The 17,005-nt window shown below is 54.7% G+C and carries 16 protein-coding genes; 1 reads left to right on the top strand and 15 read right to left on the bottom strand.

Annotated features, from left to right (window positions below; all coding sequences use genetic code 11):
• Positions 1 to 7 precede the first annotated feature (7 nt).
• The 15 genes from H7A51_09370 to H7A51_09300 all read right to left on the bottom strand — a co-directional run bounded on the left by H7A51_09370 (position 8) and on the right by H7A51_09300 (position 16,309).
• On the bottom strand, positions 8 to 1,444 hold the full coding sequence (locus H7A51_09370; GenBank protein MCP5536428.1) for an NADH-quinone oxidoreductase subunit M: 1,437 nt from the start codon (positions 1,442 to 1,444) through the stop codon (positions 8 to 10).
• 36 nt (positions 1,445 to 1,480) lie between these two features.
• Positions 1,481 to 3,307 (bottom strand): NADH-quinone oxidoreductase subunit L, encoded by a 1,827-nt coding sequence (gene nuoL, locus H7A51_09365; GenBank protein ID MCP5536427.1) that lies wholly within the window; start codon positions 3,305 to 3,307, stop codon positions 1,481 to 1,483.
• A gap of 30 nt (positions 3,308 to 3,337) precedes the next feature.
• Positions 3,338 to 3,691, bottom strand: a complete 354-nt coding sequence (locus H7A51_09360; protein MCP5536426.1) for a four helix bundle protein — start codon at positions 3,689 to 3,691, stop codon at positions 3,338 to 3,340.
• Between the two features lie 40 nt (positions 3,692 to 3,731).
• Positions 3,732 to 4,055 (bottom strand): NADH-quinone oxidoreductase subunit NuoK, encoded by a 324-nt coding sequence (nuoK, locus tag H7A51_09355; protein MCP5536425.1) that lies wholly within the window; start codon positions 4,053 to 4,055, stop codon positions 3,732 to 3,734.
• Positions 4,056 to 4,066: 11 nt separating this feature from the next.
• Positions 4,067 to 5,008 carry an NADH-quinone oxidoreductase subunit J gene (locus tag H7A51_09350; GenBank protein ID MCP5536424.1) on the bottom strand — a complete coding sequence of 314 codons (942 nt, stop codon included), beginning with the start codon at positions 5,006 to 5,008 and terminating at the stop codon, positions 4,067 to 4,069.
• 73 nt (positions 5,009 to 5,081) lie between these two features.
• Positions 5,082 to 5,648 carry a 4Fe-4S binding protein gene (locus H7A51_09345; GenBank protein MCP5536423.1) on the bottom strand — a complete coding sequence of 189 codons (567 nt, stop codon included), beginning with the start codon at positions 5,646 to 5,648 and terminating at the stop codon, positions 5,082 to 5,084.
• A 116-nt stretch (positions 5,649 to 5,764) separates the two neighbouring features.
• Complete coding sequence (locus tag H7A51_09340; GenBank protein ID MCP5536422.1) at positions 5,765 to 6,919, bottom strand: NADH-quinone oxidoreductase subunit H; 1,155 nt, start codon at positions 6,917 to 6,919, stop codon at positions 5,765 to 5,767.
• A gap of 54 nt (positions 6,920 to 6,973) precedes the next feature.
• Complete coding sequence (locus H7A51_09335; protein ID MCP5536421.1) at positions 6,974 to 7,354, bottom strand: four helix bundle protein; 381 nt, start codon at positions 7,352 to 7,354, stop codon at positions 6,974 to 6,976.
• A 43-nt stretch (positions 7,355 to 7,397) separates the two neighbouring features.
• A complete protein-coding gene (locus H7A51_09330; GenBank protein ID MCP5536420.1) occupies positions 7,398 to 9,146 on the bottom strand; it encodes a molybdopterin-dependent oxidoreductase in 1,749 nt (582 codons plus the stop codon).
• Positions 9,147 to 9,172: 26 nt separating this feature from the next.
• A complete protein-coding gene (nuoF, locus tag H7A51_09325) occupies positions 9,173 to 10,570 on the bottom strand; it encodes an NADH-quinone oxidoreductase subunit NuoF (protein MCP5536419.1) in 1,398 nt (465 codons plus the stop codon).
• 32 nt (positions 10,571 to 10,602) lie between these two features.
• Positions 10,603 to 11,133 carry an NAD(P)H-dependent oxidoreductase subunit E gene (locus tag H7A51_09320; protein MCP5536418.1) on the bottom strand — a complete coding sequence of 177 codons (531 nt, stop codon included), beginning with the start codon at positions 11,131 to 11,133 and terminating at the stop codon, positions 10,603 to 10,605.
• 61 nt (positions 11,134 to 11,194) lie between these two features.
• Positions 11,195 to 12,451 (bottom strand): NADH dehydrogenase (quinone) subunit D, encoded by a 1,257-nt coding sequence (gene nuoD, locus H7A51_09315; GenBank protein MCP5536417.1) that lies wholly within the window; start codon positions 12,449 to 12,451, stop codon positions 11,195 to 11,197.
• A 309-nt stretch (positions 12,452 to 12,760) separates the two neighbouring features.
• Positions 12,761 to 14,041 (bottom strand): inner membrane CreD family protein, encoded by a 1,281-nt coding sequence (locus tag H7A51_09310; GenBank protein MCP5536416.1) that lies wholly within the window; start codon positions 14,039 to 14,041, stop codon positions 12,761 to 12,763.
• A gap of 68 nt (positions 14,042 to 14,109) precedes the next feature.
• Complete coding sequence (locus H7A51_09305) at positions 14,110 to 14,484, bottom strand: FKBP-type peptidyl-prolyl cis-trans isomerase (GenBank protein MCP5536415.1); 375 nt, start codon at positions 14,482 to 14,484, stop codon at positions 14,110 to 14,112.
• Between the two features lie 397 nt (positions 14,485 to 14,881).
• The gene (locus H7A51_09300) at positions 14,882 to 16,309 is read right to left on the bottom strand and encodes an alkaline phosphatase family protein (GenBank protein ID MCP5536414.1); all 1,428 of its coding nucleotides are present in this window, start codon (positions 16,307 to 16,309) and stop codon (positions 14,882 to 14,884) included.
• A gap of 99 nt (positions 16,310 to 16,408) precedes the next feature.
• Here H7A51_09300 and H7A51_09295 point away from each other — a divergent pair, with 99 nt between their 5' ends.
• Positions 16,409 to 16,942, top strand: a complete 534-nt coding sequence (locus H7A51_09295; protein MCP5536413.1) for a transcriptional regulator — start codon at positions 16,409 to 16,411, stop codon at positions 16,940 to 16,942.
• The last annotated feature ends 63 nt before the right edge of the window (positions 16,943 to 17,005 follow it).

The following is a 17,005-nucleotide window of genomic DNA, read 5'->3' as shown; positions in this document are numbered from 1 at the left end:
TCAGGGGCTATAGAAATTGAAGAATGATATGAGGATAAACGCCCACCACTAACAAAGTAGCGGCGAGGAAATAGGTGGGGATTTTCTCAGAAAGGCCGATGTCGCTGGCACTTTCGGTTGCTTTGACCAGGGGGCCTTGGAAGGTGTTTCGGTAGGCGCGTAGCATGTAAACAGCGCCCAGCACCACCCCCCAAAGCGCGATGATGGTGGTGACCTGCACCCAGCCCAGGCCGTCGGCAGGTTTCCAATCGGCAAAGCCAGCAAAGAACACCATGATTTCACCCGCGAAGTTGGCGAGGCCGGGCAGGCCGATCGATGCCATGCCGGCGAGTCCGAACACAAACGCGAGTGCAGGAGCCGTTTTGGCCAGTCCGCCGAGCTGGGAGATTTCGAGTGTGCCGGTTTTTCTTTCGATCACCGAGGCCAGTGAGAACAGCAGGGCGATGGAAATTCCGTGCGCAAACATCAGCAGCACGGCGGCGGGTTCGGCGATGCTGTTTTCCGGGTTGGCCGAAAGAGCTGCAACGGCGAGGAAAATATACCCCATGTGCATCACGGAGGAGTTACCCAACATCAGGTCAAGGCGTTTCTGGTTGATCGTCACCAGTCCGACCCAGATGATGTTTCCGAGGAGGAGGACACAGATCCATGGCAGCCAGTGCAGCATGCCGTCGGGGGCTACTTTCATCCCGATCACTAACAAGCCATACAGTCCGAACTTTTTCAGCACACCCGCGTGTAACATCGCGACGGGAGCAGGGGCGCTCGCATAAGCAGAAGCCGCCCAGCTGTGGAAGGGGAACAGGGAAACCAGGGTTCCAAAACCGATGATCAGGAGCAGGGCGATTTCATTCTGATGCCTGGGGGCGGCGGTGAGGTCGGCAATCGACCACGACGGCATCTGGGTGACGGCCAGGATGAGGCCGGCGAGCAAGACAATCGATCCAAACGCAAGGTAGATGGTGATTTTCCATGCCGTAGCCTTGCGGTCGCCCCGCCCAAGGATACCGATCATCAGGAATGTCGGGATCAGCGCCAGTTCGTGGAAGGCGTAGAAGAAAAAGACATCGGACGAGAGGAAGGCACCGATGGCTCCCGCTGCGATGAAGAGGGAACTGGAATACCAGAGCCTTTCCCTGCCCTCAGGGCATTTGCCAGAGTGCACAGCGGCTAGTGTCACAATCACAGACAGGGCGAGCATCACTGCGCTGGCACCCGATGCAAAACCGAGTCGGAGGTTGATTTCCGGATTGCTGAGCACCTGGAATCCCCAATCCCAGCAATCACACTGCGTTTTCCAATACGTGATCAGAGGATAGAGGCTGGCGGCCACATTGAGCACTGCCGCAGCCAAGGCTGTGCGTTGCGCCGGTGCACCCAGCAAGATGGCCACGCCTGCTACAAGCGGGATCAAGATCAATGCGGGAAGTAGTAGTAGATCCATGGATGTTAGAAATTGACGTTGGGAAAATGAGAGGGCTTAGGAGGCGAAAACGGTGAAGTAGATGACAAGCAACACACCCACAGCCATCAGGAAGGCATAGCCACTGAGGCTACCGGACTGGGCATAACGGCGGAACACATTACCAATGCCAGTGGCGGACCGTGAAAGGCCGCCAACGATCATACCATTGATAAGAAACTCATCAAAGAAATGCACGATGGCTGCAAAGGCGTCCTGGAAAATCTTGATCAGCCACGCATAGATTTCGTCGAGGTAGAACTTGTTGCGGAACAGGGGGATGTTGAGCGGGTCTTTGTCCTTGCCAAAATAAAGAACAAAGGCGGCAATGGCACCCAGAACAAAAGCCCCTATGGAAGCGTAGAATGCTGTGCCCATCGGAGGCATGAAATGCAGGTTCAGATCCCAGCCACTGGCAATCGGCAGGATGGCTGAGGAAATCCATGGTGCAACAATGGCCATGGCACCCAAAGCAGCCAGAGGCAGCCACATGACAACCGGCACCTCCTTCGCTTTCTCAGCTCCGTGGTCGCGTGATTTTCCGAGGAATGCGACAAAGAACAATCGCAGCATGTAGAATGTAGTGAGTGCGGCGACGGCGACAGCCAGCCAGAACAAGGGCTGGTTGTGTGCATGTTCCGCTGCGTGGAGAATACCTTCCTTGGAATAGAAACCGGAAGTAAACGGGACAGCGGTCAAGGCAGCGGTTCCGACCAGGAAGGAGATCGCAGTGACCGGCATTTTCTTGAGCAGTCCACCCATTTTCCAGATGTCCTGTTCATGGTGGCAGGCATAGATCACAGCGCCGGAGCCAAGGAAAAGCAGGGCCTTGAACCATGCGTGGGTAAACAGATGGAACATTCCGGCTTCCGGGGCGATCAGGCCGACAGCCATCACCATGTATCCGAGCTGGGAAAGGGTGGAATAGGCGAGGATTTTCTTGATGTCGTTCTGCTGCGTCGCCATGAGTGCCGCCAGCAGGGCGGTGATGCCGCCCACCCAGGCAATGACCTGTGGAGCAAACCCGATGAATCCGGCGTTTTCCGGCGTGATGTCCAATGAGAAAAACAGCCGTGCCATCATGTAGACACCCGCCGCGACCATGGTGGCGGCGTGGATCAGTGCGGAAACAGGAGTCGGACCTTCCATCGCATCAGGCAGCCAGACGTGCAGCGGAAGCTGGGCGGATTTGCCGATGGCACCACAGAAAACGAGAAGGATAATGGTTCCTGTCAGGCAGGTGTAGAACGGTGAGAACTTGCTTCCGTCCATATCGGCAAATACCACCGTGCCCATGATCCCCCAGAGCATCAGGATGCCGATCATAAAGCCGAAGTCACCCACCCGGTTGGCCAGGAACGCCTTTTTCGCCGCATCAGCCGCAGAGTCCTTCTGATACCAGTGACCGATGAGCAGGTAGGAGGATAGACCAACCAACTCCCAGAAGATAAACATCATAATGAAGTTCGAAGCCATTACGATGCCGGTCATGGAGAACATAAACAGCGACAGGCCACCAAAGTAACGCGCTTTCGCCTCGTCATCCTTCATATAGCCAAGCGAGAAAATGTGAACCAGCATACCAATGCCGGTCACCACAATCATCATACCGGTTGCCAGCTGGTCGAGCTTGTAGCCGATTCCGAGTTCAAAACTTCCGGCTTTGATCCACGAGTGATCAGCCTCGGCCGTAGAGCCAAGTAACGAGCAGGCAATGCCGAAGGTCACGACCACCGAGAGCGTCGACAGCGCAGAGGACGCCAACGCACTACGTTTCAGCCCAAACTGAATAATCGCAGCACTCGCGATTGGCAGGAGAAGTAAGAACCAGGGAAGATTTTCCATTTTAAAGTTTAAAGTGTTCAGTTTTCAGTTTCAAGCAGCTTGGATTGAGCGGATGAGGCCTTGGAGCATACTTGAAATTTCCTTTGTTTCTTGAATGAGTGGTTTGCTGATTTCTTGGGTTAATTCATGTGATTGTTGAGCTAAATACAGTTGGGTTCGTAGCTCTCCACAAGATCCTTTAGCTATTCTCAAAAAGCGTACAAAATCACCAGGACTGTCTCTTTCCTGACCTTCTGCAATGTTGGAAGGCACGGAAATGGCAGATCGAGTCATCTGATCCTTTAGTGCAAAATTATTGGAGGTTTTCATATGCTTAAATATTTTTAGTGAGAGGCGACATGCCCGTTTCCAGACTTCTAAATCTTCGAATGAGTGAAATGCCATAATTGTGATGCTTGAAACTGAAAACTTGAATCTTGAAACTTCAGCCTTTCAGCGAGGTCAGCTCATCCGTGTGGATGGTCTGCCTTGCCCTGAAGAGGGAGACGATGATCGCAAGACCCACCGCCACTTCAGCGGCGGCCACGGTGATGATGAAAAATACAAACACCTGGCCATCGTAGTCGGGTAGCCCCTTGGTGAGGTTGAACCGGGAAAAGGCAACCAGCGACAGCGAAGCGGCGGCCAGCATTAATTCCAGACACATAAAGATAACGATGATGTTGCGCCGGATGATCACACCCGCCAAACCAATGGCGAATAGCAATCCCGATATCATCAGGTATTCATTGAGGGAAGGAGTAGGCATGATGAAAAATGTTAGGCGTTTTTCTTGGCGTGAAGTTCAGCGGCTTGGGTGAGCCAGTCATCGCGGGTGATGCGGCCTTTGAATGAAAGTAAATTGTCAAACTCCTCGATATTGGCCTCCGACCAGTCGGCGATTTGTTTGTAGGTGTAGATACCGAAATCATTGAGCTTGGATTCAAGCACGGATCCGACGCCTGAGATGACTTTGAGGTCGTCTGCTTCATCAGGCTTGGAGGTGTAGACCAAACCACGCTTTTCATCGGTCGAGGTGTTTGCCGGGAGAGCCTCGTCGTTTACTGGCTCTGGCTCAACGACGGGTGTGGGTTCTGGCCTGGCTTGGGGGGCTGCACTAACCGTGGGGATGCGTTTGTTGGTCGAAAGTTTGGTCGCGGCAACCGTTGCCTTTTTTGAAAGCGCAACGCAGCCGACCGTGGCGACAAGTAACAGCACGGCGATAACCTGAAGCGGGAAGTTATAATCGGTAAACAGCTTTTGTCCAATCAGGTGAATGTCGGGAAGCCGGTTGTCGGCGAGGCGTTGATGGATGGTTTTGTGATCCTTTTCAACAAAGTCGGCGGACGCTTTTCTGAGTTCGAGTTTTGGTGCCTTGGGAGAGTCCTGGTCGCTGGATAAAACACCGGCAAGCTGGATCACAAGCACCAACGGCAGGATCACACCGGCCGCGATCGCAACGCCCTTGCGTGGGTGGCTTTCCTCTTTTTTCAGGTCGAGGAGCATGATGATGAAAATAAACAACACCATAATGGCACCCGCATAAACCAGGATCTGGAGGATGCCGACGAAGTAGGCATTCAGACCGATCAGAATACCGGCGAGCCCAAGAAAACTCAGTACCATCGAGAGGGCACTGGAAACAGGATTGCGCATGAACACAACCATGGTGCCGCCAACCAGCATCATCGCGGCAAAGATGTAAAAGAGTGGTGAGATCATTTGTTAGACAGGATTTACAAAATTAACAGAATTTCTTGCTTGGTATTTGGAGTTTGGAACTTGGAGTTTAAGGTCACTTGATCTCGTTCCACTTGTTGACCAGACCGGTGCGGACACCGCCGATTTCATAAAGGCGTTTTTTGTCGTTCACCATGTCGGCGCGGGTGAGTCCGGTCATGGCGTAATCCTGGCGGAGGAATATCGCTTGTTCGGGGCAAACTTCCTCGCACATGCCACAGTAGATGCAGCGGGTCATATCAATCTCGAATTCCTTGGGCCGCTTTTCAACCTTCGCCCAGGGGTCGTCCGATTCGATTTCGCCGGGGAGAATGGTAATCGCTTTGGGGGGGCAGATAAATTCGCACAGCTGGCAGGAAACACAGCGCTCGCGTTCCTGTTCATCGGTGACCAGGGCCGGCACGCCGCGGTAATATTCGGGAAGGTGGTCGTCCCACTTCGTTTCCGGATACTGCATGGTGACACCAAGTCCGGATGAATTGAATTGGTCAGCACCGGGTGTTTTTCCGCGTACAGAACGGATGGCGTGCCCGAGAGTGATCCACAAACCCTTGATGACAGCCGGAAGATAGAGCTTCTCCAGCAGGGTGAGCTTGGGACGAGTGACTTTGATTGTGGCCATGGGAGGGGATCAGTTGTCGGTTATCCGTTATAGGTTATTAGGAATTCCGAGTATGCGGTTGAAGTGTGTGGAAAGAATAATGTGTGTGGGGTGTCTGATAACAAATAACCGATAACTTAATTCAACATCATGATGATGCCGGCGGTGATGAAGATGTTGACGAGGGCGAGTTCGAAAAAGACAACCCAGCCGAGCTTCATCAGCTGGTCGTAACGGAAACGGGGCACGGTCCAGCGCACCCAGATAAAGAAAATGACAAAGGCGATCACCTTGGCGAGGAAGATCAGGATGTGGAGAAGGCCGCCAAAGGCCATGTTGGAGATGGCGGCATCGAGGCCGAAGCCTAACGACCAGCCACCGAAGAAAAGGGTGACGATCACGGCGGAGCCGACGATCATGGCCGCATACTCGCCGAGGAAAAAGAGGGCGAACTTCATCGATGAATATTCCGTGTGGTAACCGCCCACAAGTTCCGTCTCACACTCGGGAAGGTCAAAAGGCATCCGATTGGTTTCGGCAAAAATGGAGGTGGTGAAGATAACAAAGGAGATCAACAAAGGAATCATCAGCAGCCACTGCTCACCGGAGTTTTCCCAGTAGGCTTTGTCGAGCAGGCTGCCGTGTTCATTCCAGAGCGGAAGCAGTGTCCAGCCGCCATCAGCCTGGGCCTGTACGATGTCGGAGAGGTTGAGCTGGCCGAAGACCATCAGGATCGGGATCAGCGAGAGGCCGAGTGCGATTTCGTAGGAAATCATCTGGGCGCAGGAGCGCACGCCACCGAGGAATGAGTATTTATTGTTCGATGCCCAGCCGGCGATGGTGATGCCGTAGACGCTGAGCGAGGCAATGGCGAAAACGAACAGTGGCCCGGCATCGATATCAGCGATAACGAGTTTGATATCGTGGCCAAACAAATGGATACTGCTGCCAAACGGGAGGATGCAGATACAGAGGAATCCGGGTGCCGCAGCGAGTGCCGGTGCGATCCAGAAAAAGAACTTGCGCACATGGCCCGGGACAAGATCCTCCTTGAGGAAGGCCTTTAATCCATCCGCCAGAGGCTGAAGCAGTCCAGCGAAATGGATATCCTTTTTGCACCCAAACAAGGTGAGGGGAATGCCGACCCTGTTAGGTCCGACGCGATCCTGGATGATCGAGGACACACGGCGCTCGGCATAGGTCGAGTAAGCAATGATGGGCAGCGTGCAGACGAAGGTGAAGACGATGATCTTCACCGCTGTGCTGATAATGAGAAAGAGGAGAGGGTCCATGGGGTGGAGTTATCAGTTATCTGTTGTGGGTTATTAGGAAACAGAAACCGAGATTTATGATTTTTGGGACGATTTTTTGAGGTAGGAAATGTATCCGTTTAGAATTTTGACAGCTTCGCTGACTTTGTCGCGGCCTGACTGAAGCTGTGTGCTATCGATGTAATTTTCGTCATGCGCTGTAATGAGGTGATCGAGAGTTTCCCAGCAAGAGCCTCGTGCGTTACAGCAGAATTTGGCATTATCGAGGTAATGAAATCGGCCATAGCCCTCTGCAATGTTGGCCGTTGTTGAGCGCGCAGCGCGAGTTATTTGATCAATGAGGCGGAATTTTTCATCTTTTGGAAAAAGCGGAACGATTTCGTCTTTCACAAATAAACGAAGCACCCGACATGCTTGCCAGCACTTTAACTCTTCGAATGTTTTAAGATTTTCCATGGTTTCCTAATAACTAATAACAGATAACTAACAACTGTCGGCTCTAGCCGACTATCTCGCCATGCGCTTTGCGTTGGTTCTCGCGTTCAACCAAGGGGATGGTGACGCCTGTTGCGGTGATGACTTCACCCTGGTCACTGAGCGAGGCGAGGGTTTTGCCTTCAAAGGCGGGGATGCTGGTGGCAATGACCTGCGAGAGTTGATCAATGCTGCCAGGGGCCTGGTCAGGGCTTTCCCCGGTGATCGAGAGGATCATGTCGGTGATGATTTCCCAGTCGTCACGCGCATCGGCAGGTGGTTGGCAGGCTGCGTGGAGCTTCTGCATCCGACCGCTGACGTTGACCAGGCTGCCCCGTTTTTCAGCGGAGCTGGCACCGGGGAAGACGATGTCGCTGGCTTGAGCCGTTGCGTTAGTTGTCGTATGGATGGAAATAAGAAGCTCGAGGGCATCGAGGTCTTCAGTGGTGAAGCCGGATTCCGTGAGGTCTTCGGAGGCGACGATCAGTGCCTTGATGGAGCCACCGGTGATGCCGTCACGAATAGCGGAAAATTTTTCAGTGGGATCACTGGTTTCAAGGATGAGTCCGGCACCTGTGGTGTTAGGATTGCGGTCGGATGAAATAAGCATGTCATCGGACTCCTGGGTATGCGCGACAATGCTGATCAGATCGGTTCCCAGCTCGGTGGCGAGGGTGCGCATCATGAAGAGTTCCTCGTTGGTCTGTCGGCCGGAGGCAATCACGGCAATCTCACTTGGTTCAAATTGTTTTAACGCATCGGCGGCTGCACTGATCGACTGGTTCCAGCAGGTCTCCTCATGCACGCCATCGGCCTTGATGAGTGGTGCGGTGAGTCGGTTTTCAGCGGTCGGGCAGATGTAGCTGAGACGATGGCTGTCGGGCATCCAACAGGAATTCACGGCATCGTTCCGACGCGGGGTGATGCGGAAGATCTTGTTGCCGCGCGTCCAGATGGTGATGTTGGCGCCGGTGCCGCAGTTGGTATCGATGCTCGGGGTTTCCTTGAGGAACCATGTGCGCATCTGGAAACGAAAATCGTTGCTGGTCAGGGCCCCGACTGGGCAGAGGTCCACGGTGTTGAGTCCGTAGTTGTTGGTGAGTTCCTTGCCCGGGAAGATTCCCACGGTGGTGTGGGTGCCTCGTTCAGTGAAGCCTAACACGGGCTCATGGGCCACTTCGTCCATAAAGCGGATACAGCGCGAGCACATGATGCATCGCTCGTCATCGAGCCGGATACGTGGTCCGATTTTGACATTCTTCGGCTTCTTGATCTTGTCTTCCTTGAAGCGTGAGGTGCCTTTGCCGTGTTCGACGGAAAACTCCTGGAGTCGGCATTCACCCGCCTGGTCGCAGATCGGGCAGTCGAGCGGGTGGTTGATGAGGAGAAATTCCATCACACCCTCGCGGCATTTTTCCACCAGGGCACCCTTGGTGCGGATACCCATGTTCTCGCCAACGGTGTTGGCGCAGGCGATGACAGGGCGTGGCATCCAGCCGATTTCCTGGTAGCCATCGCTGCCGTAGACAGGAGCTTGTCCCGGGGCCGGGCGCGGCGGCATACCCATCTGAACCAGGCACATACGGCAGTTGCCGGGTGAGGATAGCTTCGGGTGATAGCAGTAGTGGGGGACTTCCTTCTCGGCCATCTTACAGGCCTCGATCATCCGCGTACCGCGTGGCACCTGAATCCAGTGTCCATCGATCTGGACATTGACCATGCCTTTTTCAGCGGCGATGTCCTTGGGAAGTTGTTTTGTGTTTGATTCACTCATAGGTCATATAGGTCCTATAGGACTTATTATTGGCTGATATATTGAAGCTGCTGCTTGGCCTCCTCAGAGAGGTAGTCATTGTCCTCGGAAGTCTCTGCCTCGAGCTCGTCGCGGAATTTGGCGATGATCGCCTCGACCGGCCAGGAGGAGGCTTCGCCGAAGGCGCAGACGGTGCGTCCATCGATCTGGTAGGCGACGTCTTCGAGGGTCTGGATGTCCTCGGGGGTCGCCTGGCCGCTGACGATGCGATCGGAAATCTTGCGCATCCACATCGAGCCCTCGCGGCATGGTGTGCATTGGCCGCAGGATTCGTGGGCGTAGAAATGGTTCAGGTTATTGAGCACCCAGGAGATTTTGCGGGAGTCGTCCATGACGATGACCCCGCCGGAGCCGGCCATCGAGCCACAGGCGGCGATGGTATCGAAGTCCATCGGGATGTCGTAGAACGAGAGTTCGCGGTCTTTACCGTCCGGGGTTTTGATTTTGTAAGTCTCATCACACTTCATGATCTTGGCGGATGAGCCACCGGGGATGACGGCTTTGAATTTACGGCCGTCCTTGGGGCCGCCACAAACGTCGTTGAGCAGCTCGCCCATGGTGATTTTTCCGACCTGCACTTCGTAGTAACCGGGTTTTTTGACATCGCCGGAAACACAGAGGATGCGGGTGCCGGTGTTGCGGGGGACGCCGAGCTTGGCGTATTCCTCACCACCCATCCCGATGATGTGTTTGACGTGGCAGAGCGACTCGACGTTGTTGACGATGGTCGGTGCCATGTAGAGGCCGAGTGCCGCCGGGAAATACGGGGGCTTGATCCGTGGGTAAGGGCGTTTGCCTTCGAGCGACTCGATCAGGCCGGTTTCCTCGCCGCAGATGTAGGCGCCGGCACCACGGTGGACGTAGATTTCCAGGTCAAAGCCGGAGCCCAGCACATCCTTGCCGATGAAATTCCTGGCGCGTGCCTCCTCGATGGCTTTTTCCATGAGGATGGCGGCTGCGGGGAACTCCTCGCGCATATAGATGTAGGCGGTGTGGGCACCGACGGCGAAGCAGGAGATCACCATGCCCTCAAGCAGCTGGTGCGGGTCCTGGTGGACGATGTAGCGATCCTTGAACGTGCCCGGCTCGGACTCGTCACAGTTGCAGATCAGGTATACCGGCTTGGTGTTGTTAGGTGGGATGAACCCCCATTTGACACCTGTCGGGAATCCAGCCCCCCCCCGACCCCGCAGTCCTGACGCCTTCACTTCGTTGGTGATCGCCTGAGGCTCCATCGTCAGTGCCTTTTTCAGTTGCTCGTAGCCGCCGTCCCTGAGATAGCAGTCGATCGACGGATCCCAGCCCTCGCGGTCGATGTTCTTGAAAATCAGGCGGTATTCGCGCGGGTCTGGCTCTTTGCCGGGGAGATATTGGATGGAGGACATGATAGGTCGTATGGGTGGTATAGATCCTATGATTACGCCTTATAGCGGTTGAGAAGTTGTTCGGCTTTTTCCGGCTCCACGGCTTCATGGAAGTCGTCGTTGACCATGCAAACGGGGCCGGTACCGCAGGAGGCAAGGCACTCGGCGAATTCCACGGACCATGTTCCGCAGGGGGAGACGGCGATCGGGTTGTGGTGGGAGTCGGAGTTTGACCGGTCGATGCCTGTCAGTTCGCAGACGCGGTCCATCAGCTCGGCCGAGCCGGCCATGGCGCAGGAAAGCGTGCGGCAGATGCGCAGGTGGTACTTGCCAGGTGCGTGTTCGCGCAGGCCGGGGTAGAAGGAAACGACTTCGTAAACCTGCATCGGCTCGAGCCCGAGTTTCTCGGCCACCCACTTGGTGGCCTCCAGGCTGATAAATCCGAAGTTGTGCTGGATGATGTGCAGCAGGGGCAGGACGGCAGAGCGTTTTCTATCCTCGGGATAGTGGCTGATGCGTTCATTGGCCTCCGCATCGATCTCGGGAGTGACAGCGAAGGTTGGGAAAGTAGTGGAGGTGTCCATGTTTTAGACAGAATTAACAGGATTTTTCAGAATTTTTCTTGGGATGATGTGAACTGGGAACCTAGCGATCACATTCGCCCAAAACGAAGTCGAGAGAGCCGAGGATGGCGGGAACATCTGACACCATGTGGCCGGGAATCATTTTGGGCAGGATGGAGAGGTTGACAAACGACGGCGAGCGGATCTTCATGCGGTGGGGGACTCCGCCGCCTCTGGAATTGATGTAGAAACCGAGTTCGCCTTTCGGGTTTTCATGACCGAAGTAGACCTCGCCAGCGGGGGCTTCGATCCCCTGGGTGGCGACGATAAAGTGGTGGATAAGCTCCTCCATGCTGGTGAGCACCTTGTCCTTGGCTGGCAGCAGGTTTTTAGAATCCGCGATGTTGACCGGCCCATCGGGCAGGGTGGCAACGACCTGGCGGATAATGCGGATCGACTGTCGCATTTCCTCCATACGAACGAGGTAGCGGTCGTAGGAATCGCCGTTTTCCCCGATGGGGACATCGAAATCGTAATTCTCGTAGCCGAGGTAGGGGTTGTCCTTGCGGAGGTCGCGGGTAATGCCTGAACCTCGCAGGTTCGGGCCGGTCATGCCCCATGATATGGCGTCTTCGGCGGAAATGGTGCCTATGTCAACCATGCGGATCAGGTAAATCTTGTTGCGGTCGAGCAGCTTGGAGATTTCTTCGATCGCTTTTTCACATTCGTCACAAAACCTGAGGAGGTTTTCCAGAAAACCCTCGGGGATGTCGCGGATCTGGCCACCGACGCGGGTGTAGGATGTGGTAAAGCGGGCACCTGTCAGCTGTTCACACAGGTTGTGGGTCTTCTCCCTCTCCGTATAGGAGTATAGGAAAACAGTCATGGCGCCAACATCCATGGCACAGACACCGACCCCGAGCATGTGGGAGGAGATGCGTGCCAGCTCACAGCAGATGACACGCACAGCCTGACCTCGTGGAGGCAGCTCCCAGCCCATCAGTTTTTCGACCGCACAGGCGTAGGCGACGTTGTTGGCCAGGGGCGCGAGGTAGTCGAGCCGGTCCGTGTAGGGCACGAACTGGTTGTAGTGCATGTTCTCCGCGATCTTCTCATCGCCGCGATGCAGGTAGCCGATATCCGGGTCGCACTTGGTGACAATCTCGCCGTCGAGTTCGAGCACCAGGCGCAATACACCATGGGTCGCGGGGTGTGATGGACCCATGTTGAGAACCATCTTTTCACCGAGCAGGTCATCGGTTTCTGCCTGATAGTCAGAGTCGAGCCCAGCCTGTGTTTTTGCTGCGGTGTCGGGTGCCTGGTATTCCATCGGATTCATGAGTAATAGCCACGCGAAATGAGGGCCAAAACAGCCTTGGAAGCAAGCACTTTGTGAAACTTTTCACAAGCGGATGACAGAGTGACGAGACGAGCAAAATATGCGGATTATCGCATTGTCGCGTGGGCGTAGATGGGCCGGGGCGGGTCGTTTTTGCGATCACGGCAAAAGGCCATGAAGTAAACCTTTACGGTTTTTCCAAATTGTTTCTCCATCTTGGCTGCAAAGACGCACTTTTTCTCGATGGGGACATTTCACGCATGGAGCTGAACCCCACCAAGAAAATCAGAAGTCATCTGTTTGGTGCTGTTATTGTGGTAACGGAGCCGATGGGGCAGGTGGCGGAGTAAGCCCGCTTTTGCCGGTTTTCCTCGATGCGAAGATCTCAGCCCAGTCGATTTTAGCGGTCGTGGTCATCAGCAGGCCAAGTGTGGTGATCGCTCCAAGCGTGATCGTTAGCCCAGTGATTCCATTAAACAGGAAGCTGTAGCTAAACAGCACAAGATAAGCAAGTTGTGCAGGTATCGCGATCCACATCAGCTGTTTGCCCCCGACGGCCCGCACGTAGCTGGCGATGAGTCCCAGGGAAACAATCGATGCGATCAGGAAGGAGAGGTGGAGCGGAACCAGATCGACGAGGTAGGCGAACAATAAGTGGAACGCAAAAAATCCCGCCGCAAGGAAGACGTAGTTCATCGGGTGCAGGGTGATACCCTTCAGGAGGCCGAAAACAATCAGGCAGGCAAAGAAAAACAGGAGTGAGAAGGGAGCGAAGAAGGTGATTTTTGCAGCCACGGGCCCTGGGTTCCTGGCCATGGGCATATCCATGCCGATACTTTGTGGCCGGATCACATCAGGGTAGTCCCAGCGGAGTGACCAGGCGTTTTCCTGATCGTTGAGATGCCGGGCTGTGGGTGAACAGGAGCCGTCGAGGAAGTCGATTTCCTCGAAATTGGTGACCATGTTCAGCTGGAAGTTGCGAATCCGCTCGGCATTCCCCAGATGATATTGCCAGTGGTCCATACCCCGGCTCAGGTAAGAGACCTTGAGCTCGACTTTTTCACCTGCCGGGATGGTGACGCTCTGTTTGATTTCTCCGTAGACAGGAATTGCGTTTTCAGCCAGCTGGTCGCCGAGCTGGAATGAAAAATCATAGTAACTTGAGTTTTCCGAGGGCAGGGGAAAGGAGACGTAGAACTTCTGTGCCGATGCGGTAGGGTTGGATATCTGATAGGCTGCGGCGAAGTCCGCCTGATAGGTGCGCTGCCACGAGAGGCCCTTTTTCTTTGGCTCGTAGGTCAGCTTGACATCGACCTGACCCGACGACGGCTGGATTCTGACCTGCCGGGACTCCTGGGCATCGGCGTAATACCAGATGCTTGGGTGCGTCTGGCTTTGCTCCGGCCCCCAAAGATGGGTGACGCTTTGTTTGGCCCGATGGTTGGAGGCTCCCGTGCGCTTGGTCAAGGTGCCGCCGAGCACGAGCCACGCAACGGTGACAGCGGTGAAAATAAACCCTATCGCAACAAGGTGTCCGACAGGAAGGGTGGTGGATTTTTTATCAACGGAGCGATCAGTCTGGTTGTTCATCGTGCGGCCACCCTGACAGCACCATGTGAAATCCTGATGAACCCAGGATGAAATGTTGGTGAAAACCCCTAGAAGTCGATCATCTCAACATCAAAGATGAGTGTCGCATTCTGTGGGATCACAGGCGGGTAGCCACGGGCTCCATAGCCAAGCTCCGGTGGAATGATCAGGGTGCGTTTCTCGCCCTTGGTCATATCGGCAAAAGCCTCGTCCCAGCCTTTGATCACCATGCCAGCTCCTACGTTGAATACAAATGGCTGGTTGCGGTCGACCGAGCTGTCGAATTTCGACCCATCCAGCAAGTAGCCGGAGTAGTGGGCGGTGACGGACTGGCCTTTTTCAGGTTTGTCGGTGCCGGTGCCGGCCTCGGTGACAACGTATTTCAAGCCGGACTCAGTGGTCTCGGCATTCGGGTATTTTTCAGCGATGATTGCGTCGGACATGTGGGTTCTTTAAACCCCAGGTTTTAAATTCCAAACTCCAAATGCATTAAACTACCGTGGTTCTCGTATTTTCTTCGAGTGCTGGAGCTTGCCTCCGCTTGCGTGGGGCGAGGGTTTAGTTCGCCTACTCACGCCATGCTGACCTGCAGACCTCCTCCTCCGTCGGGTGGCAAGAGATAGTGCATTACCTCGTGCGGCGGGGGTTCATCGTGCTGGGAATGCGGCGTGTCAGGAATGAAATTGAAGTGCAGCTGTCGCTGAAAGGGAAGTCGGCCCTCCCTCGCGCAAGGCTACCACAGGGCACGGCAAGCCGACTTAGGAGAAAGCGGAGGCAAGCCGTCCGCTTTCTCCTAAGTCTTCCTTTCGCGCATTTCGCATTTTTTCGCGGTTAAATGGGTCACTTCTTCTTTTTCCGCTGGTAGTAATCGTCCCGCTTGAAATGCTTTTCCCAGTCGGCTTTCCAGCCCGCCCAGTCGAGTTGGAGCGGGAGGTTTTCGTAGGAATAGGCACCATTCAGAAACTTGCCATCACGCGTCAGGGTGAATGTTACCCGGCCGTGTTGTTTTTCTCCCCGCCAGGTGCCCACCAGGCCGAACTGACCTTCATTGAGTGTGAGGGTTCGGTCCGCGCACGTCCCGGTCCATTTTCCTTCACCTTCCTTGGCCAGGGTAAGCGGTCCGTAAAATGTCTGCCACGCACCGGCGAAGCTGTCGGGTGTGGTGGTCCAGATCAGATTCTCTTCTGCAAAGGTGAGTTTCGACAGCGGGATGCTGTGGTGGATACGGGTTTGATTCGAGGTGTCCTTGGTTGAAAAACGGATGACCGGGTCACTTTTTGCCCAATCAATATGCACCACGCCGAAGTTTGCCCCGCCAAAGGCCGGTCCCATTCTCCGGTGTGTTGCCGCCGCCCCCAGAGGCACGTTGAGCGAGCTGCTGGTGTGATCAAAAATCGGGTAACATTGCTGTGGCTCCTCCACGCAAAACTCGGATGAGTGGATGTCTCCGGAGAGAAACACAACCCCCTCCGCACGTGTTTTGATAATGAGGTCGATCATACGCTGTTTTTCATTCGGCATGTTAGCCCAGGTCTCGTATCCGTTGTGAGGTGCTGCAAACTGGATACTGCTGCCAATGATCCTCACTCGGGCAGGCTTTTTAAGTTCACCCTCCAGCCAGGTCCATTGTTCGTCGCCTAACATGGTGGCGTCCCTGGTGAGGTCGGGGGTGTATTTACCCATCCGGGGGTAGGGGGCTTTGCCTTCGATGCGTTTCAGTGGCGAACGGAAATACCTGGTGTCCAACAAGATCAGCTGCACCCGCTGGTCGGCTTGGCCGAAATAGTAACTGGTGTAAACGCCCGGACGCTTGTGGCGTGCGCTGTCGGGCCGTTCATTAAAGAACTCAAGGAATACCTTTTGCGATGCTTCACGCATGCGGTAATCCCTGCCGACGTCGTCTTTGCCAAAATCGTGATCGTCCCAGGTGGCTAACACGGGACACAGGTCAACCAGCTTTCTGTAACCGGGCGTATCGCCTAACTGGCCATACTTGTTTTTCATCACCGCCATATCGTCGGTGTCGGCATAAATGTTATCACCCAGCCATAACCATAACTGCGGTTGGTTCGCCATGATCGGCGCCCAGTGCTTTTGGGAATGGCTCGGTTTCCAGCAGGCACCAAAGGCAAATTGACTGAGTGTCATGTCCGGGTTGTCATTGGGCAGGGTCGTGTGCCTGATCGGCCCGGTACCCGATGATGCCGGACCTGCCCATAGAGAAACAGAACAGACATAGAGGGAGGCAAGTAAAGGGTGGACTTTCATAGGCTGGATCATCCATACGCCAAGCCCTACAAAAAGATAACTCAAAAAAATCAAGATTGTGCTTGAAACTATTTCTATTTTCAGTAAATACTGAAAGCGATGAAGGGCAGCGACGAAAAAAGCACACGCACTCTGGAGGAAGTCAGGGATGATTTCATCGCCCAGTGGGGAGCTTTTGGCAGCCAGTGGGGGATTAACCGCACCATGGCCCAGATCCATGCGCTGCTGATGACCGGTCCCGATTCGCTCAGCACGGACGAGGTGATGGAAAAGCTCGAGATCAGTCGGGGCAACGCCCACACCAATCTCAAGGAGCTTGTGAGCTGGGGCCTGGTCCGCATTATCGTCAAAAAAGGGGAGCGCAAGGAGTTCTTTGAAGCCGAGCGTGATGTCTGGAGAATTTTCACCATTATCCTGCGCGAGCGTCAACGCCGTGAAATAGATCCCGCCCTTGAACTGCTCCGTAACTGCCAGGAGGAAACCAAGGATCTCACCGGAATCGGTGCCGAGGCATTCCGCAAGCAGGTGAAGGAACTCGAGACCTTTGTCAGTTTCGCCCGCAACGTCGGCGGCAAAGTCGACAAGCTAAGCTACGGCCCGGCCATGAAACTGGCCGCCAAACTCCTGGGCTGACAACCCCTCTCCAAGCAACTCAATACACAGCAAACAAACTTTCAGAAATTCCTGAAAATACCA

The sequence above is a fragment of the Akkermansiaceae bacterium genome, assembly GCA_024233115.1.
GTDB lineage: Bacteria > Verrucomicrobiota > Verrucomicrobiia > Verrucomicrobiales > Akkermansiaceae > Oceaniferula.
Note: the sequence above shows the minus strand (reverse complement) of the source record. Positions and strands in the feature narration are given on the sequence as shown.